Genomic DNA, 20,906 nt, shown 5'->3' with positions numbered 1-20,906 from the left:
CCTGTCAGGCGCGAAGTCGGGCCAGGGCGGGCACCAGCTCGTCAAAATGATCGATCATCACGTCGCAATCGAGTTCCGGCACCGGAATATCGTTATAGCCGAAGCTGACGGCGACAACCGGAACAGCGGCCGCGCGGGCGGCGCGCGTATCGAAGGATGAATCGCCCACCATCGCGAAACGGCCCGAACCGCCGCATTGGCGAATTGCCGCCTGGATCATGTCTGGTGCCGGTTTGGCCCGGCCCGGACCAAGCGTGTCGCCGCCCAATATGCAGGTGAAGCGGTCGCTCATGCCCAGCGCGTCGAGCAGCTTGATTGCATTTCTCTCCACCTTGTTGGTCACCACGGCGAGCTTGCAGCCATGTTCCGCCAATTGGTCCAGCGCGGCCAGGCAGCCGTCATAAGGGACGGTGTTATCGGCAATATGCGCTTCGTAATGATCCATCAGATCGTCATGCATGGCGTGCAATTCGGTGTCGCTGGCAGGGACGCCGGACTGTTCCACCGCACGTTCCAGCATACGCAGGGCGCCGCCGCCGATCAGGTGCCGCACCTGTTCGTCCGGCACGACATCCCGCCCGGCTTTCGACAAGGCGTGGTTGATGGCGGGGGCAAGGTCGCGATTGGAATCGACAAGCGTTCCGTCGAGATCGAAACCGACGATGGAAAAAGGAAATTGCGTCATCGCGGGAGCCATTGGCGGAGCTGTATGGAAACCGCAACCGAATGGTGGCATGCCCGCCGGCATGACGGACACCACGAACCCAATTGCCGCCATCGTCCTTGCCGCCGGCAAGGGAACCCGCATGAAGTCTGCCCGCCACAAGGTGCTGCACGAAATTGCCGGGCGGGCGATGCTGGATCACCTGCTGGCCAGCCTGGCGGAGATCGCGCCGGAACGGACGGTCTTCATCGTCGGCGATGGCCGTGACCAGTTACAGGCGCATCTGGGTGAGGGCGCGCAGTTGGTTGTGCAGGAGCCGCAGCTCGGCACCGGCCATGCCGTGCAGCAGGCGGAAGCGGCCCTGGCAGGCTTTGAAGGCGATGTGCTGGTGCTTTATGGCGATGTGCCTTTCGTCAGCCCTGACACGATGCGCGCCATGATTGCCCGGCTGCATGAAGATGACGCGCCGGAAGCAGTGGTGCTGGGGTTCGAACCGGAAGATCCGCTGCAATATGGCCGTGTGGTCGCGCATGGCGGCCGGATCGAAAAAATGGTCGAATTCAAGGACGCAAGCGAGGAGGAACGGACCACGAGGCTGTGCAATTCCGGCCTGCTCGCCGCGCGCGGCCCTGCATTGTTCGAACTCTTGGGCAAGGTCGGTAACGACAATGCGCAGGGCGAATATTACCTGCCCGATATCGTCAACATCGCCATTGCCGAAGGCCGCAATTGCGCAGTGATCGTGACAGACGATGCGGATGAGGTTGCCGGTATCAATTCCCGTTCCGAACTGGCCATGGCGGAAGCCCGCTGGCAATCTGCACGGCGGGAACAGGCGATGGCCGATGGTGTCACGCTGATTGCGCCGGATACTGTCCATTTCAGCTTCGATACGAAGCTCGGCCGCGATGTGACCGTGGAACCGAATGTAATCTTCGGCCCTGGCGTGACCGTGGCCGATAATGTGACCATTCGCGCCTTCAGCCATCTGGAAGGTGCCACACTGGCGGAAAATGTCGTGATCGGCCCCTATGCGCGTCTGCGGCCAGGCTCCGTTCTGGAGCAGGGTTCGCGCGTTGGCAATTTCGTGGAAATGAAGAAGGCGGTGCTTGGGGAAGGCGCCAAGGCCAACCACCTGACCTATCTGGGCGATGCCACGGTGGGTGCCGGTGCCAATATCGGAGCGGGCACGATCACCTGTAATTATGATGGATATTTCAAGCATTTGACGGAAATCGGCCCGCGCGCTTTCATCGGTTCCAACAGTGCGCTGATCGCGCCGGTAAAGATCGGGGCGGATGCGATCGTGGCGGCAGGCAGCGCCGTCAGCCGCGATGTGGCCGATGGCGAATTGCGCATGGTTCGGGCAGAGCAATTGGTGAAGCCGGGCTGGGCGGACCGTTTTCACGATGCCATGAAAAAGAAAAAGGCCGGCAGCAAGGAATAGCCCTGCCGCATCCCCTATCCGGGCGATGACGCACGCGGATTAACACTTATATGCACGGCGGCAGTTCTTGCGCGACTGTGCTTTACACGAAATACCAAGGGTTTCCCGGCATCCCAGCCGGGTAATCAGAGATAGGGCAGGGACAGGCCACGCATGTGCGGAATTATCGGAATTGTCGGCAAGGGTAACGTCGCAGACAGGCTGGTGGATGGCCTGAAGCGTATGGAATATCGCGGCTATGACAGTGCCGGCGTCTGCACCCTGCATGATGGCCAGCTTGTTCGCCGCCGCGCGGAAGGCAAGCTGGGCAATCTGGTGGAAGAGCTTGCCGCCAATCCGGCGCCCGGCGATATCGGCATCGCCCATACACGCTGGGCAACCCATGGCGCGCCGACCACCAATAATGCGCACCCCCATGCGACGGAAGAAGTCGCTCTCGTGCATAATGGCATTATCGAGAATTTTCGCCCGCTGCGGGAAGAGCTGGCGGAAAAGGGCCGCCGGTTCGAGAGTGAGACCGACACCGAAGTCGTCGCTCACCTCGTTTCCGAAGGGGTCGAGGCGGGCAAGAGCCCGGCCGAGGCTGTGCGCGATGTTCTGCCGCGGCTGCGGGGCGCCTTTGCCCTGGCCATCGCCTTTCGCCAGCACCCCGATCTGCTGATAGGCGCCCGTCTCGGTTCCCCGCTGGTGGTGGGCTATGGCGAGGGAGAAATGTTCCTCGGTTCCGATGCGCTGGCACTGGCTCCGCTCACCCAGAGGATCAGCTATCTCGAAGAAGGCGACTGGGTCGTTATCACGCGTGAAGGCGCGACCATATTTGACCGGGATAACAAGCAGGTAGAACGGGAAATTGTCACTTCCGGTGCGTCGGTTTCGGCGATCGAGAAGGGCAATTACCGCCACTTCATGCAGAAGGAAATCTTCGAACAGCCGGTGGTCGTGGCGCAGACCTTGCGCAGTTACATCCGCCAGCTGGAACGGCGGATTTCCTTGCCGCAGATCGATTTTGACCTGTCGGAAGTGAAACGCGTGACGATCGTTGCCTGCGGAACCTCCTATTACGCGGGCATGGTGGCGAAATACTGGTTCGAACAATTTGCCCGCGTTCCCGTGGACGTGGATGTGGCGAGCGAATTTCGGTACCGCGAACCCGTGCTGGAGAAAGGCGGGCTGTCGCTCTTCATCTCCCAGTCCGGCGAAACAGCGGACACGCTGGCTGCGCTGCGCCATTGCAGGGCGGAAGGTCAGACCATCGCCGTCGTGGTGAATGTGCCGACCAGCACCATGGCGCGCGAGGCGGATTTGCTGCTGCCCACCCATGCAGGCCCGGAAGTGGGCGTTGCCTCCACCAAGGCCTTCACCTGCCAGCTCGCCGTCCTCGCCGCTCTTGCCGCCAGGCTGGCGGTGGTGAAGGGGCTGATGGACCGGGACGAGGAGAACCAGGTCGTTCAGCATTTGCTGGAATCGCCGGCGGCGCTCAATGCCGCGCTCGGCCATGATGACGATATCGCGGCCATGGCGCATCTGATCGCCCCGGCGCGGGACGTGCTCTATCTCGGCCGCGGCCCGGACTATCCGCTGGCGATGGAGGGGGCGCTCAAGCTCAAGGAAATCAGCTATATCCACGCAGAAGGATATGCATCGGGCGAAATGAAGCACGGCCCGATCGCGCTGATCGACGAAGCAGTGCCGGTGATCGTGCTGGCTCCGTCAGGCCCGCTATTCGAAAAGACTGTTTCGAACATGCAGGAAGTGCGGGCGCGCGGCGGCAAGATCGTGCTGATCTCCGACGCGGAAGGCCTGGCCGAAGCGGGGGAGGGGTGCATGGCGACCCTGGAAATGCCCAAGGTCCACCCCCTGATCGCGCCTCTGGTCTATGCAGTTCCGGTCCAGTTGCTGGCCTATCACACCGCCTGCGCCAAGGGCACGGACGTGGATCAGCCCCGCAATCTGGCGAAATCCGTTACGGTGGAGTGAGGGGGGCGCTCCGCATTTCGGGTGTAGGAAGACAAAAGAGTTTTTCCGCTTACGAAATAGATGTTCCAGTTTTGTGGGTAAGCGGAATAAACTTTTTCCATATTTAAAGGCTGTTTTTGGCAGAAATTCAGGGGTTTCATCAGAAATCCGCATTGCGAGTGATTTGCAATTAGGGTGTGGAGCACCATGGAATGGTGGTTGTGCCTGCGAAGCTCCTCTCATCTCGCCCGCTGGGTTCTCGCTCCTTCGGTCAAACCAACGCACCCAGCTAGTGTCGCGAACATCCGCATGTTCTTGGGATACTGTCTAGATAAGGCAGGGCTGGCTGCTGCCGCCTGATTAGCGGTCATCCACTTGCTCGGAAGAGGACGTCGAAAGCTGCCCTTTGTTCATACCAGCCAAAGGCTGTAACTGGGCCGGCAGGAGACTGTCGGGTTTGCAACGACAGAAGGCGGAAAGCTGCCGAACGGCCGGCCAGGTGCGATCGCGTCTCCGCTAGTGCCCCGATGCGGCCGTCAGGGCTTGATGCGAAACTGCATTTCGTTCAGCGTCGATGAGCCCGCTGCGGCCCGCTCCGCACGTCTGACAGCGTTCTCTTCGAGATGAAGCGTCAGCGACGCTGGCGCTCCATCAATTCGATCAGCTCGTGGAACTTCGTCCGCTGCTCGGCCTCGTCGCCAGAGGCGATCGCCTCAGCCACGCAGGTCGCGGCGTGATCCTTGAGAACTTCGCTCTCGACCTTGGCCAGCGCGGATTTCACCGCCTGGATCTGCGTCAGCACGTCAATGCAGTAGCGGCCGTCCTCGATCATCTGCGCGACGCCGCGCACCTGGCCGGCGATGCGGTTGAGCCGGTTGACCTTGGCCCTTGTACCCTCACAGCCCATCGCGATCATCCTTGATATACCCCTATAGGGTATCTACAACAGTCGCAGGAGATTGCAAGACCATGGCCGATTCCCTCGTTCTTTCGCGTCGGCGGCTGATCACCGGCTCAGCTGCAATGGCTGCTGCCGCCACTCTGCCGATGCCCGGCTGGGCCCGTGGCGATGATATCGCAGCCGCCCGAAAGGGCTTTGGAACGCTCGACGGCGAAGACATCCGCCTGACCATCGCTCGCAGCCACTTCATGGCCGACGGCAGGGCGGGGCACGCGGTGACCGTAAACGGCACGATCCCCGGTCCGATGCTCCGCCTCCGTGAAGGACGCACCGTGCGCCTCCACGTTACCAACCTGCTGGACGAAGACAGCTCGATCCACTGGCATGGTCTGCTCGTGCCCTTCCAGTATGACGGCGTTCCGGGTGTCAGCTTCCCCGGCATTCGCCCGGGGGAGACCTTCACCTACGAGATCCCCGTGCGGCAGGCTGGCACTTACTGGTGGCACAGCCACTCGGGCTTGCAGGAGCAGATCGGCCACTACGGCCCACTGATCATCGACCCGGCGAACGGGCCAGACACCCGCTTCGACCGCGAATACGTGCTGCTGCTGAGCGAGTTCACGCCGATGCACCCGCACCAGATCATGCGGAAGCTGAAGGTCTCTGAAGGCTACTTCAACTATAATCGGCAGACCGCAAGCGAGGGCGAGATGTCCATCGCCGAACGGATGCGCTGGGGCGCCATGCGGATGGACCCGCGCGACGTTTCCGACGTCACGGGCTCCACCTACACCTTCCTCGTCAACGGCCATGCACCCGCAGACAATCTTGAGTTCCTGTTCCGCCGCGGCGAGCGGGTGCGGCTGCGTGTGATCAACGGCAGCGCCATGACCTTCTTCAACCTGCGCATCCCTGGAGTGCCGCTGACGGTGATCCAGGCCGACGGGCAGGACGTGCGCGACGTGACCGTTGATGAGCTGCAGATCGGCGTCGCCGAGACCTATGACCTCGTGGTGCAGCCGGGCGAGGGAGCGCATGCGATCGTTGCCGAGGCGATGGACCGCTCCGGCATGGGGGTCGCCATGCTGACCTCCACGCCCGGCCACCGCGCTGCCGTACCGCCGCTGCGCGGACCGGTTACGCTGACGATGGCTGATATGGGCATGGGCGGCATGGACGGCATGGACGGCATGGGTGGCGCGATGCGGCACGATGCGATGCCGGGCACGGACCGCGCGGCGATGGATCACGGCGCCATGGCGGGGATGGACCACGGATCGGGTGGCGGGACGATGGATCATTCCATGCGCGATCTCTCCAAGCTGCCGCCGGGCGTGAACGGCGCCGGTGTCGACATGGTCGCGCCGATGCCGGTGGATCGGATGGACTACCCCGGCCTGGGACTCGACACCGTCTCGCACCGGGTGCTGCGCTACATCGACCTCGTTGCCGTCCGCCCCAACCCGGTGCGCCCGCCGGAGCGCAGCCTGGAGATCCACCTGACGGGTAATATGGAGCGCTACATGTGGTCGTTCGACGGGCAGAAGTTCTCCGCCGTCACCGACGATCCGATCCGCTTCGCGCATGACGAGCGGGTGCGCGTGACGCTGGTGAACGACACGATGATGGCGCACCCGATCCACCTGCACGGCCATTTCTTCGAGCTGGTCAACGGTGCGGACGAAGCGCACCAGCCATTGAAGCACACGCTGATCGTCCAGCCCGGCAGCAAGGCGACCTTTGACCTGACCGCCAACGAGCCCGGCGACTGGGCATTCCACTGCCACCTGCTCTACCACATGCATGCCGGCATGATGCAGGTGGTGACGGTGCGGCCCTTCCCCGAGGAGGCTTCCTGATGCGCGCCCTGCTTCTCGCCACGGCTGCGCTCATCGCCCACCCGGCGGCGGCGCAGGACCATTCCGGCCATGCGCAGCATGTCGAGCCCGCTGAGCCGCAGGAGGAGCCCCAGGCAACTGAGCAGGGCTCGATGGAGCACATGGATCATCAGGCAACGGAGCATGCGCAGGCCGAGAGTGGTGCCGTGGACCATAATCAAATGGATCATGCCCGGATGAACCACGGCGCGATGGACCACTCGACCATGGGCCACGCGCAAATGAACCACGGCGCCCCCGCACAACCTCCGCCTTCCTCCGGCCCGCCGCCGCGCGCCCTGGAGGGGCCGGAGCACGCCGCCGACGCGATCTACGGCACCGCCGTCATGGCTCCCGCCCGGCAGGACCTCGCGCGCGGGCACGGCGAGTTCACCGGCGGTACCGTCATGCTCGACCGGCTGGAGGCGCGGCTCGGAGACGGCGGGGACCTGTACCTGTGGGATGTGCAGGGCTGGTACGGCGGCGACATTGACCGGCTGTGGGTCAAGGGCGAGGGCGAGAGCGCGTTCGGCGGGAATGTCGAAGCGGCCGAGGTGCAGGCGCTATGGAGTCACGCGATCGGCCCCTGGTTCGACGTGCAGGCCGGCATTCGCTACGATCTCGAGCCCGACAGCCGCGCCCATGCGGTGCTAGGGCTGCAGGGTCTCGCGCCCTACATGTTCGAAGTGGACGCAGCCGCCTTCCTTTCCGATCGAGGCGATCTCACCGCGCGGATCGAGGCGGAATACGACCAACGCATCACCCAGCGGCTGATCCTCCAGCCCCGTGCGGAACTCTCGCTGGCGGCGCAGGACATCGCCGAGCGCGGCATCGGCGCCGGCATCAGCTCGGTCGAGGCGGGCCTGCGCCTGCGCTACGAAATCGTCCGCGAGTTCGCTCCATACATCGGCATCGGCTATGAGGCGAAGCTGGGCGAGACGGCCGACCGCGCGCGCGCCGCCGGCGAAGACTCTGACCGCCTCGCCCTGCTGCTCGGCGTGAAGGCGTGGTTCTGATGGGCCAAGATCACCACCACTGCAGCCACGCCGCACCCGACGCGGTTCAAGGCGACATCGCGACCGATCCGGTCTGCGGGATGAGCGTGACCATCGCGGGTGCCAAACACACAGCCGAGCATCGCGGCGAACCGTATTATTTCTGCTCCGCCGGATGCCGTGAGAAGTTCGTCGCCGATCCCTCCCACTACCTCACAGGCGTGCATAGAAAGGCGCAGGCGGATGTGCCCGAAGGCACCATCTACACCTGCCCGATGCACCCGGAGGTGCGCCAGATCGGCCCCGGCAGCTGCCCGATCTGCGGCATGGCCCTGGAGCCGGAGACCGTCTCGCTCCGTGATGGTCCGGATCCCGAGCTGACCGACATGCGCCGGCGCTTCTGGTGGAGCGCGCTCTTCACCGTCCCGCTGTTCCTCTACGCAATGGGCGACATGGTGCCGGGGCTCAGTCTCAACGCGCTGGTCGAGCCGGCCTGGGCCCAGTGGCTGCAGGCCGGGCTGGCAACGCCGGTCGTGCTGTGGGGCGGCTGGCCGTTCTTCGTGCGCGCCGCGCAATCGCTCCTGACGCGCAACCTCAACATGTTCACGCTGATCGGCTTCGGCGTCGCTACCGCCTATCTGTTCAGCCTCGCCGCGACCATCGCGCCCGGCCTGTTCCCGCCGGCCTTCCGCGACCATTCGGGTCGCGTCGGCGTCTATTTCGAGGCCGCGGCGGTCATCACCACGCTCGTCCTGCTCGGGCAGGTGCTGGAGCTGCGCGCGCGGGGCGCCACCTCCAGCGCGCTCCGCTCGCTGCTGGAGCTCGTCCCGCCCGCCGCGCTCAAGATCTTCGGCTCGGGGGAGGAGCGCGAGGTGCCACTCGACCAGTTGGCCGAAGGCGATCGCCTGCGCGTGCGGCCCGGCGATAAGGTGCCGGTCGATGGCGTGGTCGAGGAAGGCTCCAGCCATATCGATGAATCGATGATCAGCGGCGAACCGCTGCCCGTCGCCAAGAATGCCGGCGACCGGGTGATCGGCGGCACCGTCAACCAGGCCGGCGGCTTCGTCATGCGCGCGGACGCGATCGGCAAGGACACGATGCTCGCCAAGATCGTGCAGATGGTGGCAGAGGCGCAGCGCAGCCGCGCGCCGATCCAGCGCCTCGCCGACAGAGTGGCGGGCTGGTTCGTGCCGCTCGTCATCGCCGTCGCCCTCATTACCTTCGCCGCCTGGGCGGTCTGGGGGCCGCCACCCGCGCTCGCCTATGCGCTGGTCAACGCCATCGCGGTGCTCATCATCGCCTGCCCCTGCGCGCTCGGCCTCGCTACGCCGATGTCGATCATGATCGGCACTGGCAAGGGCGCGCATCATGGCATTCTCATCCGCAATGCCGAGGCGCTCGAGACGCTGGAAAGCATCGACACCCTGGTGGTGGACAAGACGGGCACGCTGACGCTTGGCAAGCCGGAGCTGGTGGCGGTCTCTTCGATGGGCGATGCAGCGGAGGACGAGCTCCTTGCCCTCGCCGCTGCGGTGGAGCGGGGCAGCGAGCATCCGCTCGGCGCCGCCATCGTGGACGGGGCAGAGGCGCGGGCCCTCTCTGTGGAAGCAGCGACGAACTTTGCCTCCACCACCGGCGAGGGCATCGAGGCCGATGTGGCCGGCCGCCGTGTCGCTATCGGCAACGAGAAGATGATGCGCCGCATCGGCATCGCAGACGAGGCATGGCTCGCTTCTGCCGAGGACGGGCGCCGCCAGGGGCAGACGGTGATGTTCGCCGCCATCGACGGCCAGCCCGCCGGGTTGCTCGCCGTCGCCGATCCCATCAAGTCGACCACTCCGCAGGCGATCGAAGCGCTGCACCGGCGCGGCATCCGCATCGTCATGCTCACCGGCGACAGCCTGGCGACCGCCCGGGCCGTCGCAGGCCAGCTCGGCATCGACGAGATCGAGGCCAACGTCTCGCCAGAGGACAAGCACCGCAAGATAGAGGCGCTGAAGGCGGAAGGACGCAAAGTCGCCATGGCGGGTGACGGTATCAACGACGCACCCGCACTCGCCGCCGCCGATGTCGGCATCGCCATGGGCACCGGCACCGACGTGGCGATGGAAAGCGCCGGCGTCACGCTGCTGCGCGGCGACCTTCTCGGTGTCGCGCAAGCGATCACGCTCTCTCGCGCGACGATGCGCAACATCCGGCAGAACCTCGTCTTTGCCTTCGGCTACAACACGCTCGGCATCCCGCTCGCCGCCGGCGCGCTGTTCCCGGCCCTGGGCCTACTGCTGAACCCGATGATCGCGGCAGCCGCGATGAGCCTCAGCTCGGTGTCCGTCATCGTGAATGCCTTGCGTCTGCGGCGGGTCGCACTCGGCTGATCCTGGTCAAGTTCGGAAACCTCGGCGGGCTCACGCATTCGCGAAGTAAAGTAGGGAAGATCGCAGCATGCCGGAAGGTGACCAGAGGCAGCACGATCACGGCGGAGGTGGCATGTAATGGCGCGTCCTGGCGATGATCGCGACCGCCACGGTCGTGATGTTCGTGCTGATGTACCTCACACCTATTCGATCGATCATGTGTTCTGGAGCGAAACCCGCTTCTCGATGGCCTTCGTCATGGGCGCGGCGATGATGGTGATAATGCTACTGTTTATGTGGGGCATGTACCGCAACGTCACCAAGAACATCATCATCCTCGCCGCCGCGAGCTTCATGTTCGCGATGGCGCTGTGGTTGGTGCGTAGCCAGACCACGGTCACCGACTCCGAGTACATCAAGGCGATGATCCCGCATCATTCGATCGCCATCATGACCAGCGAGCGTGCCCACATCCGCGCCCCGCGCGTGCGGGAGCTGGCGCACGACATCATCCTCGCCCAGCGGCGGGAAATCGCCGAGATGGAATACCTGATCGCCGATATCGAGGCGAACGGTGTGCGCACGGCGGAGCGAAAGCCACGACCGGCAGATGCGCAGGAGGATGTGGAATGAGGCGCCTGTCTCCCCTCGCTTGCGCACTCCTTGCAATCGCAATACTCACCGCATGCAATTCGAACAGCGCGCCGGGCAATGATCGCGAGGCGCAGATCGATCCCGCACCCACGCCGGCCCCGCGCATGGGCGCGGCGGAAGCGCTGTCCGGGATCGTCGTGGAGGCGGTGCAGCCCGAGACGATGACCGATGCCGACATCGCCGCTGTGCGCGGGCTGGAGGGACGCTGCTCGATCCGCCTGACTCAGGTGAGCGAGCCATCCTTCCTCTACCGCCCCGGCGGGCCGGCCACGATCAAGCTAAACGGCAAGCTGATCGAACTGTCCGCCGCGGGTGAGCAGCGGTTCGCCGCTGGCGGCCTCACCGTTCAGCTGCGGCCCGTAGAAGGCGAAGGGAACGCCGGCTTGCCCGAGCACGACATGATCGTGATGCTCCCCGGCGTGAAGGACGAGCTCGGCTTCCGCGGCTATCGCCAGTGTGTCGGCACCGGAGAGGATGACGGGTGACGATCGATTGGAAGAGCCTTCTGCTGGGAGCGCTCGCCATGCTCGTGCTGCTCATTCTGATTGCGCTACTGGTGATCCTGACGGGCGGCTACAATGTCGCCGCAACCGAGCGGCACAGCCCGATCACCGCCTGGCGCTCGACACCACGTTCCGCAACTCGGTGCAGGGGGCGCGGGAACGACATCGCCGCACCCGAGCTCACCCCGGCGATGGTCGCGGCCGGCGCGGGCGAGTACAAGACGATGTGCGCCCATTGCCACGACGGCGTCGGCGAGAGAGCCATCGGTGGGCCACACGAATAATGAAAAACTTTATTGTCTCGGAAATGCAGGACTTCGATTGATGTTCTCTATATGATCTGATGGTGAGTGTGAAATGGAAGAACTATTTTGTTATTGTGAGGGCCGACGTCCGCGGAAAGTTCGTGTGAAAACGGAATAACTCTTTTGTCTCACAACAGGGTCAGTTGCCTGCAGGCGCCGGATCTCCGTGCGGGGCATATGGCGGAGGAACGCCTCATTTAGCCGGTGGGTGCGCGCCTTCCCCCGTTTCGCTGTTTTCTTCGAGCATCTTTTCGGCGTGCAGGATCATTTGCTCCACCACGCGCATGGCTGCCGCCAGATCATCGGGATCGATATTCTCGGTCAGGCGGCGGTCCCGTTCTATTGCAAGTTCGGTCATGTCATCGAACAGCGTCTTGCCTTTGTCAGTCAGACCCAATTCGATCTCTGGCCCGCCGGGTTTGCGCCGCCGCGTAACCAGATCGCGCTGGACAAGCGATTTGACAGACCGGCTAAGCTGGCCGCGGTCCTTTGCAAGCAGTTCGGCCAATCCGTTCAGTGAAAGCGGTGCGAAGGGGCCCAATTGCGACAGGATACGCCATTCGGTTTCCGAAATATCGAACAGATGCTGCCGTGTCCGCACACCGGAACGGCGCATGAAGCCGAACAGCACGACCATTCGCATGCTGAGCAGGCGGGCAAGGGGACCTGTTCTCTGCCCGGAACGCAAAGGGTCGGGAATGCGCGGATCATCCCCTGCTTCTGTGTCGCCGCGATTGTTCATCATGTCACTCGGCTTTCGTCATTCGCCGATGACCGGCCTCCAATTCCTGGGTCCACTAACTCCGTAGAGGTTGGCTGGCTAGAGGAAGAGCGTCTCCCCGTGTTCGTTGACGGGATTGCGGTCGTTTTCGGAGCACTGGAATTCGATCAGCGAGCCGTGGCGATCCCGGCGGTAGCGGGCTTCGACCTTGTATGGTTCGGCCAGCGCCAGCGGATCGGTCATGGTCATTTCATTGACCAGCACGTCCGGATCGTCGGGTGACAGGTGGATCCGTTCCACCAGGCGGAACTGGTCGGAATGCACCCCGCCTTCGCCGAACTCCAGCTCGTCCGAGATGCCGATTGTATCGACGACCAGCGTATCGCCTTCCCAATGGCCGATCGAATGGCCGTGAAATGTCGGGTCGATCTCCTCGATCGGGGGATGTTCGCGCCCGTCGGTCCAGATCGTGCGCGTCTGCATCCAGGCTTCCTGGTTGATGGTGACGCGGCCCGGAGTGAACAGGAATTCATAAGGATATTGGGCCAGGCGCATGATGCGCGGCAGGCCGGGGGGGCTGCAATTGGATCGGCTGCGCCTTTCCACCCCGCCATTGGCCAGCACTTCGGCCCGCCAGCGTTCACGCTCTGCCGCGTAATCATCCTTCAGCACCGGCTGCGTTTGCGGCCCGGCGGAGCGGACCAGGAACCAGATGCCGCCCCAGTCGGGCAGCGCGTCCAGCGCGGCATATTTGCCCTTGGCGAAGCCGGCGCTGTCCTGTGCATCGATCCCCTGCGGCACCGGGCTCTGGATCGGCGCTGCCAATTGCGCATGACCTGCGCTTGCCAGCACGAAGGCCAGCAAGCCCGCACCGGCCAGACAGGCCGCCCGCTTGAAAATCATCATCCGTCCCCCTTCGCCGCTCAGGCGATCAATCTACCTCGCCCAGCGTGCTGCCATCGGCCAGCTTCACCCCGGCATAGCTGGCGCCCAATGCGCCATTGCGCAGCGGGTGGACGTAAAGCTGCACCCGGTCGCCGGTCTTGAGCGTGCGCCGCGTCCAGCCTTCCTGGATCAGATTATTGGGGCTGGTCATCTCGATGGACCACAGCTCCGTCCCCTGATCGGTCGGCACCCGCACCCGGATGAAGGCATGGGGATTGGACCAGCGGAATTGCTCCACCGTCGCGTCCAGCACCACGGTCTTTTTCATGTCGAACATCGAATAGCTGTGATGGGCCAGCGCCGTACCCCCGGCGAGCGGCATCAGGCCAAGCGCCGCACCGGCTATCAGAACTCCCAAGCGGGTCATCTCGCGCACTCCAGTCTGTCAGATTTGGGGGACGTTCACGGGCTGCCCGTTCTTGGGCAGGCCGGAATCGAGCACAGTGCCGTCAGCCTTGCGCAGATCGAGGAACAGGCCGCCCGGCTTGCCGTTGCGCAACGGGTTCATGCGCAGGCTTATGTGTTCCCCGCTGCGCAGCGAAACCCGGTTCCAGCCTTGCCGCTTGAGATTGTTTGGGCTGTTCAGTTCGATGCTCCAGTGCCGGCCATCGCCTGCTTCCAGTTCGATGAAGGCGTGCGGATTGGTCCACTGGAATTCGATGACATCGCCTTCGATCGTCATGATCTGGCGCTGGTCGAACATGGCGAAGCTGTGATGGGCGGCAATGGGCGATGCAATCGCCAGCATCAGCACAGGCGCGGCCAGGCGCCGCAGGATCTTACTGTTCATCGCCGGCAACCCCTTCGATATTGCTGGTGCCGCGCTTCTCGGCCTCCTCGCTGCCGAGATCGGTCCCCGGCAGGTTGGCGTTGTAGGCGAGAATGCAGTTCGCCTCGTTGATGTCGGTATAATCCTGGCGGTTGAAGCGCTTGGTCGATCGCCATTCGCCTTCCCACATGACGGGATCGGTCATGATATATTCGACCTCCATCACCGTGCCATCGGACAGGAGGCGGATCCGCTCCTCGATCTCGAATTCGTCGGAAATGGGTATGCCGCGGTCGATCCAGTGATTGTCGGTCTGGAAATATTTGGATTCGACGACCAGCGTATCGCCTTCGAAATGGCCGATACTCTCGCCATTATAGCTGGGCACGACGAGATCGGGATCGGAGAATTCCCGCCCGTCCAGGAAGATCGTGCGGACGGAATTGTTGAAGCCCGAGATCATGTAGATCGCAGTGGGCACCTGGATGAAGGCATGGGGCCACACCCGCGTCATGATCATGGGCATGCCGGGCGGATAACATTGGCCAATGGAATCGCGGTAGGTTTCCCCCCGTTCCTGCGCCGCGGCGGAATCGATCAGCGCACGGGTGCCTTCCTCCCCGAACCGGGGGTAGGGCGGGCCGAACATGAAGTGGCTGAAGCCTTCGGACAAATCGACGAACCACGTCCCCGTGAGGTCGATCGGCGCCGGCGGCCGGTCCGCGTTCAGATTGGCCGGCGCCAGCGCCCCGAGATATCCCGGATGTTTCGGCACCATCTGATCGAGCCGTTCCTGGCTCAGCGGCGCGTCCTCGCGCACGATCTCCGGCTGTTCCAGCCCGCCGGTGGAGGGTGGCCCCTCGTCCTGGGCCAGCGCTGGAGCACAAATCACCAACCCGGCCACAGCGCACGCAGTGCGTGCGATTCGCCTGTAATTACTCATGCCCTCTCCATACCTTATTTTGCATCTATCAAAAAGGTCGCGTCCAGCGGAGCCAAGGCCCGCTGGCAAGCGCCTGTCCCCTAGAAATCATATTGCAGTGTCAGCCCGACTTCCCGCGGCTTGCCGCGCACCACGAACAGCGCCGTCCGCTCCGGCCGGGATTCCGGAATCTGGATGGCAAGTGGCCCACCTCGATCCCAGTAGCCCCCGCCGAAACGGGTGGCGTAGCTCGCATAGGTATTATCGAGCAGATTGTTGGCAAACAGGCTGATCGAGACGGGTGCATTGTCCGGCTCGAACCGGATCCGGGCATTGACGAGGTCGATCGCCGGCAGGCGATATGCCGAATCTCCGGTTTCAGTCGGATGAGTGGGCTGGTCGCTGGTATAGGCATAGTTCGCGTTGAAGGTCAGTTCGCCGAAGCCCAGATCGGCGATGTAAGTCGCGCCCACATTGAAGCTGAATTCGGGCGGTCCGGGGAAGAGGTTGGGCCCGCTATTGGCCACGGGGTCTTTCAGATCGTAGCCGGTGTAGCCGGCCGATCCGTCCAGCCAGAAATCATTGGTCAGGAAGACCTGTGCTTCCAGTTCCACCCCATAGATATCGACATCGCCCGTGTTCTGAATTTCGATCTGGAAGCCCGGCGGTTCGGGGCATCCGACCTGACCGGAGCACTGTGCCTGACGCGCGGCCTGGCGATTGGTCCAGAGCATGTAGAATGCCGTGGGGTTGAAGCGCAGGCGGCGATCGAAGGCTTCGATGCGCATACCCGTCTCGAAATTGACGACCTTCTCCGGGGCGATCGGCAGCAGGAATTCACCGCTCTGATCCTCTCCACGAATGTTGTCGACGATTTCCAGGCCGCCATAGGAACCCGCCTTGTAGGCCTTGGAGGCAGTGACGTACCACATCCAGGTGTCGGTCAGGTGGTAATCGACCGATGCGCGCCAGTCGACCTGGTCCCAATTATGATCGCTGTTGACCGTGGTTCGGTCGGTGCCTGGCGCCGGCGTGAACGTCTCATGGGCGAACTCTGTGGATTCATAGGATTTGTAATCATGGGCGTATCGCAATCCGCCGGTGAAATTCAGGTCTGGCGTGATGTGCCAGGTCGCGCTGGCAAACAGGCCGTAGGAATCGGAGGTCTGGGTGGTTTCTGTATCGCTGCGATGAAACAGGCCCAGATCGGCGTTTCCGTTGGGCTGAGGTATGTTGGCGTTCGGGCCGCCGCGCGGCGTATCGCTGGTGCCGCGGCGGTTTACGACTTCCTGATCGTTGAACGACTTCTCATGAAAATAGCTGCCCCCCACGACCAGGTCGACCGCGCCCGCGAAGAGCGAGGCGTTCAGCTGCAGTTCCTGATAGAAGACCTCTGAAGTGATCTCGTTCAACCGCCTTTCGGTGCCGAGATACTGCCAGTCGAGATTGCTGTTGTTATCGAGCCTGGAAATTCCCGAAATACTCGAGACGCTCACATTGTCAGACAGATCGTAAGCCAGGTTGAGCGAGGCCTGCCAGTATTCGGTGTTATCGAACTGCTCGCATTGTTCGTCGAAATCCGGATCGAAATCGTCGATCAGGCAGAAGCCCGGTGCGGTAAAATCGTCGATCACGATGCGCGGGTCGTTGTAGGCTGCGATCGGGGCCTGACCGTCGAGCTTGAGCGCATCGTTCAGCCAGTCGCCGTAATTCCCTTCCCAGAACCCTTCCAGCCCCGGCCGCATGTCGAATTCCTCGAAGACATGCGGCGTGCCGTTGCTGCGCGAGTCCGAGTAAAGGAAGCCGAGATCAACGGTGAGATCGCTTGTCGGTTCGAAGCGCAGATCGGCACGGCCGATATAGTCTGTCGTCTTCCCCAGTTCCTGTGTGCCGCGAGTGACCCAGCCGCCCTGATTGAGATAGGCCCCCTGGACACGCAGCGCAGCGTCATCCCCGACGGGAACATTGAGCGCCCCGACCAGATCGTGCCGGTCCATATTGGCAATGGTGGCGCGCACATAGCCTTCGGTGACGCCCGGTTCCGGCCTCTTGGTGAAATAACGGATCGCGCCGCCGGTGGAATTGCGGCCGAACAGCGTCCCTTGCGGGCCGCGCAGAACCTCCACCCGATCGATGTCGAGCACGCGCAGGACAGATCCATTGGTGCGCGGAATGTAAATGCCGTCGAGATAAAGGCCTACGCCGCGTTCGCCAGTCGCGCCGCCGCCTCCCGAAACACCGCGGATGGAAAATTGCGGGTTGGAGCCGCCGCTGCCCCGGCCGCCGGTGATGTTCAGATTGGGCGTGAAGGTGGCCAGATCGTCGAGATCCTCGATGCCTTTTGACTCGATCGTCTCCTGCGTCACGGCCACGATGGATAGTGGTGTATCCTGCAAATCGGTCGCGCGGCGTTCTGCAGTGACGATGATTCTTGCCGGACCGGCGCTTTCTTCGGCAATCGGTTCACCGGCATCCGCCGTCACTTCCTGCGCTGAAATCAGCCCCGGCATGGCAATATATGCGCATCCGGCCAGCAACGACGCACAGCGCCGGGATAAGGCCCCCCTCATAATTCCCTCCCCTCAAGTGCCGTCTCTTGGCGACAGCTTATTGACCGGCACAAATGCATCTTTTTTTGATAGAGTCAAACGAGTGATGGTGTCGGGTGCCAATGCGGCAGAAGCAGTCAATGCGAACTGGTACAGGCCGCACGGGGCGGCAGCGTCGCGCATGAGGAAAGCGTCCGGGAAACTGCCGGACCGGACCCGCAGCGGCTGTGCCCTGACGCAATAATCAAGGCTCCGCAAAGTTCTGACCAACGGGGGGCGGGGCCCTGCAAAGGCGGAAAATTGCCTTTTGCGGTAGCGAAACCTGACCATCCCGGCACTGATCCCTGTTGGAATTGCGGTCCGCGGTCCGGCGTGTTTACTGGATTGCGGTGCCTTTGCCGGGTTCCGGAACGATAAGAAAACCGATCGGGATGAGGAGAAGCTTTTTGTCTGTCCGCCGGAAATCATTCCTTGCAGGCATCGCCTGTCTCTGCGCGCTTGCCGCCTGTTCGACCGAACCGGAAGGGGTGCCTGATCCGGGCCCCATCGCGATATATGGGAACACGCAGACTTTCGAGATCGCTCCCGTCCTGCTCGCAGCGGAAAAATATTATCCCGGTGAGGCGAGTGTCCGGATGGGCTCGGTCGCGAACCTGGTGGGGGAGCCCCCGGTGCCGGGCTTCGGCGAGGAGGGCGAGGCCGATGTCGCCACAAATGCCGAAACGCAGGCGCTGCGCTATTCGGTTGAACATCCCGACTTGCGGATTCTGATGACCGTGACCGAAGGGCTGTATCGCGTGGTGGCCCGCCGGTCGGCCGGGATCGAAAGCGTGGCGGATCTCAAGGGGAAGAGCGTTGCGACGATCCCCCAGACATCGTCCGGCTATTTCTTCAAATTGATGCTTGAGCGGGAAGGGCTGAGTTTCGACGATATCGACGCCAAGCCTATCGTTCCGCTTTCCGGCATGACCAGGGCGCTGGAGAATGGCGAAGTCGAAGCCGTGGTCATCTGGGAACCGGAAAGCGAGAATGCGGCGCAGGTCCTCGGCGATGATCTGATCGAGTTTTCGGGCGAGGGCGTATATCGGGAATTGTTCAATCTCAACTCCACCGCCGGCAAGCTGGAAAATCCCGAGAGCCGCGAAAGGATCGTGCGGTTTATTCGCGCGATCCTCGACGCTTCGGAGGAGATCCGGCGCGATCCCTCACATGCTCGTGAACTGATCACGGCTTCCGGTGAATTCGACCCGCAGGATGTGGAAGACAGCTGGGTCCATCACAATTGGCTCGCAGCCGTCCCGGAAGACATGCTCGACGTGCTGGTGAAGCAGGAACAATGGCTGGCAGAGCGCGATGACCGCGAACCGCGCAGCCGGGAGGAACTGGCGACGCTGATCGACACAAGCGCGTATGAAGAGGCATTGGCCCTGGGAAGCGCAGAATGAGTTTGCGGACTATCCTTCTGCCACTTGCGCTCGCGCTGGTTCCGGCTGGCGTTGCGGCACAGGAAACCAGCCTCGCCGTGGAGACCGCGAAGGTGGACGATCTGATCTCCATTCGCGAGATCAAGCTGCTGCAGGCGCGCTGGGGCCACATGGCCATGGCTGGCGACTGGGGCGGAATGGCCGGCTTGGCGACGGAGGACGCGAAATGGCGCGTCCGCCGGGGAGAGGTGCAGGGGCGCGGTGGGATCGAGGCATTGCTGCGCGCATCGCAGGGCCATGGCGAGGATGGAATGCCTGCCGGAAGGATGAACCTGCGGCTGTATATCAGCCCGGTCATCACTCTGGGCAAAGATGGCCAGACGGCAACGGGCCGCTGGCACGAAGTGGCGATGACTGCGCAGGCCGGGACTTCGGCGGGCTGGCAGGGTGCAACCCATGTGATCGATTACCGCAAGGATGCAGCCGGATGGCGTATTTCCTCGATCCGGACCTATGATCATTTCAAGGGCAGTTACGCGGATGGCTGGGCGCATGATCCGTCCACGCTTGAACGTGCGCCCTACCATTATACTCCCGACGAAGCCGGCGAGCTGTTGCCCGGGCGCGCCTCTGCTTCTCCGCGGTCAAGGGACGTGCTCGAAAGACAGGCAACGCTGCTGCTGCTGCAAGGACGTGCGCAGAACCTGGTAAACGCATACGGCTATTACCTGGACCGCGGCATGTATGATGACATGGTCGACCTGCTGGCCGATGATGTCGTTATCGAGATAGCCGGGCAGGGCAGCTGGCGTGGGACCCAGGAAGCGCGCGCTTTCCTTTCCCGTTTCGGCGCCCCCGGCCTCGACACTGGCGAGCTCAATGACCGGCCGCTGCTGATGCCGATGGTCAATATCGCAGAGGATGGTTCCACTGCCCTGATCCGCAATGTCGAGATCGGGATGACCGGGCATCATGGGGACGAAGGCTATTGGCAGGCCGCCATGCAGACTTTCCTGCTGCGTCGGGACGATGACGGGAAATGGCGCATCGCGATGATCCATCGCAACCCGATCATGCGATCCGAATATGAGGCAGGGTGGTCCGATCCTCTGCCGGCGGCGCTGCCGGTGGATTCCGCAGGGCAGGCGACCGGGCAGACAAGCCTTGCAAGTGTCGATTTCCGGACTGCGGGATATGCGGTGCCGCCGCTTGAAGGCACGCTCGTCATCCCTCCACGGTCGGATGCGCGGGCACTCGAACCGATCCCCGGCGCCCTTGCCATGGCGGAGGCGTTCGACGGGGCTGAAAACGTCTCCAACGCCTATGGTTATTATATCGATCAGTTCGCATGGCGCGATACCGCCGCGCTGTTCTCCCGCGATGGGTGGAAGGAACTGAGCTATATCGGAACCTTTATCGGCAAGGACCGCGTTCTCGGCTCGCTCATCCAGCGATATGGCGAGGGTGGACCGAATGATGCTTTCCAGGCGATCCACCAGAAAACACAGCCTTTCGTGACCGTGTTCGACGAGGGGCAGCGGGCATTCGTTCGCACGCGCCTGTTCCAGTTCAACAGTTCGGCGGATGGCCCGGGAAGCTGGATTTCCGGCATCTATGAAAACCAGGTCATCAAGGAAGATGGCATCTGGCGGATCCACGGCATGGATCTCGATTACGTGTGGCTGGGCGATTATGAAGGGGGCTGGACGGAGATCGACCCAGCTGCGTCCTCTCGCTTCGGGCCGTCCGAGGAAACCATTGCCGATTTCGGCCCCGATGCGCCGCTGCGCGGCGAAACATTCGCCCCCTATCCGCGCATCGCCCCGATGGGTTTCCATTTCGACAACCCCGTCACCGGGCGCAAACCGGCAACGCGCCTGACATGGTCCGACGGGCACCGAGACTGATTTCGGAGCAGAA

General features: G+C 63.0%; 17 protein-coding genes and 1 pseudogene. 10 read left to right on the top strand and 8 right to left on the bottom strand.

Annotated features, from left to right (window positions below):
• Positions 1–4: 4 nt before the first annotated feature.
• Positions 5–685 carry an HAD-IA family hydrolase gene (locus WYH_RS05485; protein WP_046904848.1) on the bottom strand — a complete coding sequence of 227 codons (681 nt, stop codon included), beginning with the start codon at positions 683–685 and terminating at the stop codon, positions 5–7.
• 61 nt (positions 686–746) lie between these two features.
• Between WYH_RS05485 and glmU the strand changes: the two genes are divergently transcribed.
• Positions 747–2,111, top strand: coding sequence for a bifunctional UDP-N-acetylglucosamine diphosphorylase/glucosamine-1-phosphate N-acetyltransferase GlmU (glmU, locus tag WYH_RS05480; protein ID WP_046904847.1), 1,365 nt, complete (start codon positions 747–749; stop codon positions 2,109–2,111).
• Positions 2,112–2,264: 153 nt separating this feature from the next.
• Positions 2,265–4,088 (top strand): glutamine--fructose-6-phosphate transaminase (isomerizing), encoded by a 1,824-nt coding sequence (gene glmS / locus WYH_RS05475; protein ID WP_046903036.1) that lies wholly within the window; start codon positions 2,265–2,267, stop codon positions 4,086–4,088.
• A 610-nt stretch (positions 4,089–4,698) separates the two neighbouring features.
• Here glmS and WYH_RS05470 read toward each other — a convergent pair.
• A complete protein-coding gene (locus tag WYH_RS05470) occupies positions 4,699–4,983 on the bottom strand; it encodes a metal-sensitive transcriptional regulator (protein WP_179945433.1) in 285 nt (94 codons plus the stop codon).
• Positions 4,984–5,036: 53 nt separating this feature from the next.
• On the opposite strand from WYH_RS05470, the gene WYH_RS05465 reads away from it, so the two are divergent.
• The 6 genes and pseudogenes from WYH_RS05465 (at position 5,037) to WYH_RS05440 (ending at position 11,635) form a co-directional block, all read left to right on the top strand.
• A complete protein-coding gene (locus tag WYH_RS05465; RefSeq protein WP_046903035.1) occupies positions 5,037–6,827 on the top strand; it encodes a copper resistance system multicopper oxidase in 1,791 nt (596 codons plus the stop codon).
• Positions 6,827–7,861, top strand: coding sequence for a copper resistance protein B (locus WYH_RS05460; protein ID WP_046903034.1), 1,035 nt, complete (start codon positions 6,827–6,829; stop codon positions 7,859–7,861). Before WYH_RS05465 ends, WYH_RS05460 begins: the two co-directional genes overlap by 1 nt.
• A complete protein-coding gene (locus WYH_RS05455) occupies positions 7,861–10,215 on the top strand; it encodes a heavy metal translocating P-type ATPase (protein ID WP_046903033.1) in 2,355 nt (784 codons plus the stop codon). Before WYH_RS05460 ends, WYH_RS05455 begins: the two co-directional genes overlap by 1 nt.
• 133 nt (positions 10,216–10,348) lie before the next feature.
• Positions 10,349–10,827: pseudogene (locus WYH_RS05450) on the top strand (DUF305 domain-containing protein).
• The gene (locus WYH_RS05445; protein ID WP_046903032.1) at positions 10,824–11,333 is read left to right on the top strand and encodes a DUF6692 family protein; all 510 of its coding nucleotides are present in this window, start codon (positions 10,824–10,826) and stop codon (positions 11,331–11,333) included. Before WYH_RS05450 ends, WYH_RS05445 begins: the two are co-directional and overlap by 4 nt.
• Entirely contained in the window at positions 11,330–11,635 is a 306-nt protein-coding gene (locus tag WYH_RS05440) for a hypothetical protein (protein ID WP_053833412.1), read from the top strand. The genes WYH_RS05445 and WYH_RS05440 overlap by 4 nt, the downstream gene beginning before the upstream one ends.
• A 214-nt stretch (positions 11,636–11,849) precedes the next feature.
• Here WYH_RS05440 and WYH_RS05435 read toward each other — a convergent pair whose 3' ends face one another.
• The 6 genes from WYH_RS05435 to WYH_RS05410 all read right to left on the bottom strand — a co-directional run bounded on the left by WYH_RS05435 (position 11,850) and on the right by WYH_RS05410 (position 17,583).
• A complete protein-coding gene (locus WYH_RS05435; RefSeq protein WP_053833411.1) occupies positions 11,850–12,401 on the bottom strand; it encodes a MarR family winged helix-turn-helix transcriptional regulator in 552 nt (183 codons plus the stop codon).
• Positions 12,402–12,476: 75 nt separating this feature from the next.
• The gene (locus WYH_RS05430) at positions 12,477–13,283 is read right to left on the bottom strand and encodes a hypothetical protein (protein ID WP_053833410.1); all 807 of its coding nucleotides are present in this window, start codon (positions 13,281–13,283) and stop codon (positions 12,477–12,479) included.
• Positions 13,284–13,308: 25 nt separating this feature from the next.
• Entirely contained in the window at positions 13,309–13,689 is a 381-nt protein-coding gene (locus WYH_RS05425; RefSeq protein WP_046903031.1) for a DUF6152 family protein, read from the bottom strand.
• 18 nt (positions 13,690–13,707) lie between these two features.
• On the bottom strand, positions 13,708–14,112 hold the full coding sequence (locus WYH_RS05420) for a DUF6152 family protein (RefSeq protein ID WP_046903030.1): 405 nt from the start codon (positions 14,110–14,112) through the stop codon (positions 13,708–13,710).
• Positions 14,102–14,983: a hypothetical protein gene (locus tag WYH_RS05415; RefSeq protein ID WP_156320072.1), complete on the bottom strand. Its 882-nt coding sequence runs from the start codon at positions 14,981–14,983 to the stop codon at positions 14,102–14,104. Before WYH_RS05415 ends, WYH_RS05420 begins: the two co-directional genes overlap by 11 nt.
• A gap of 131 nt (positions 14,984–15,114) precedes the next feature.
• The gene (locus WYH_RS05410) at positions 15,115–17,583 is read right to left on the bottom strand and encodes a TonB-dependent receptor (RefSeq protein ID WP_082347855.1); all 2,469 of its coding nucleotides are present in this window, start codon (positions 17,581–17,583) and stop codon (positions 15,115–15,117) included.
• A gap of 425 nt (positions 17,584–18,008) precedes the next feature.
• Between WYH_RS05410 and WYH_RS05405 the strand changes: the two genes are divergently transcribed.
• On the top strand, positions 18,009–19,007 hold the full coding sequence (locus tag WYH_RS05405; RefSeq protein WP_244877968.1) for an ABC transporter substrate-binding protein: 999 nt from the start codon (positions 18,009–18,011) through the stop codon (positions 19,005–19,007).
• Entirely contained in the window at positions 19,004–20,893 is a 1,890-nt protein-coding gene (locus WYH_RS05400) for a nuclear transport factor 2 family protein (RefSeq protein WP_046903027.1), read from the top strand. Before WYH_RS05405 ends, WYH_RS05400 begins: the two co-directional genes overlap by 4 nt.
• Positions 20,894–20,906 lie beyond the last annotated feature (13 nt).

This window comes from Croceibacterium atlanticum (assembly GCF_001008165.2).
GTDB classification, from domain to species: domain Bacteria; phylum Pseudomonadota; class Alphaproteobacteria; order Sphingomonadales; family Sphingomonadaceae; genus Croceibacterium_C; species Croceibacterium_C atlanticum.
This window is presented reverse-complemented; position numbering and strand designations above follow the sequence as displayed.

Coding starts and splice junctions, on each gene's coding strand:
- glmS (WP_046903036.1), top strand. CDS start 2,265: ATGTGCGGAATTATCGGAATTGTCGGCAAGGGTAACGTCGCAGACAGG.
- WYH_RS05465 (WP_046903035.1), top strand. CDS start 5,037: ATGGCCGATTCCCTCGTTCTTTCGCGTCGGCGGCTGATCACCGGCTCA.
- WYH_RS05485 (WP_046904848.1), bottom strand. CDS start 685: ATGACGCAATTTCCTTTTTCCATCGTCGGTTTCGATCTCGACGGAACG.
- WYH_RS05400 (WP_046903027.1), top strand. CDS start 19,004: ATGAGTTTGCGGACTATCCTTCTGCCACTTGCGCTCGCGCTGGTTCCG.
- WYH_RS05435 (WP_053833411.1), bottom strand. CDS start 12,401: ATGATGAACAATCGCGGCGACACAGAAGCAGGGGATGATCCGCGCATT.
- WYH_RS05455 (WP_046903033.1), top strand. CDS start 7,861: ATGGGCCAAGATCACCACCACTGCAGCCACGCCGCACCCGACGCGGTT.
- WYH_RS05410 (WP_082347855.1), bottom strand. CDS start 17,583: ATGAGGGGGGCCTTATCCCGGCGCTGTGCGTCGTTGCTGGCCGGATGC.
- glmU (WP_046904847.1), top strand. CDS start 747: ATGACGGACACCACGAACCCAATTGCCGCCATCGTCCTTGCCGCCGGC.
- WYH_RS05430 (WP_053833410.1), bottom strand. CDS start 13,283: ATGATGATTTTCAAGCGGGCGGCCTGTCTGGCCGGTGCGGGCTTGCTG.
- WYH_RS05420 (WP_046903030.1), bottom strand. CDS start 14,112: ATGAACAGTAAGATCCTGCGGCGCCTGGCCGCGCCTGTGCTGATGCTG.
- WYH_RS05445 (WP_046903032.1), top strand. CDS start 10,824: ATGAGGCGCCTGTCTCCCCTCGCTTGCGCACTCCTTGCAATCGCAATA.
- WYH_RS05460 (WP_046903034.1), top strand. CDS start 6,827: ATGCGCGCCCTGCTTCTCGCCACGGCTGCGCTCATCGCCCACCCGGCG.
- WYH_RS05425 (WP_046903031.1), bottom strand. CDS start 13,689: ATGACCCGCTTGGGAGTTCTGATAGCCGGTGCGGCGCTTGGCCTGATG.
- WYH_RS05470 (WP_179945433.1), bottom strand. CDS start 4,983: ATGATCGCGATGGGCTGTGAGGGTACAAGGGCCAAGGTCAACCGGCTC.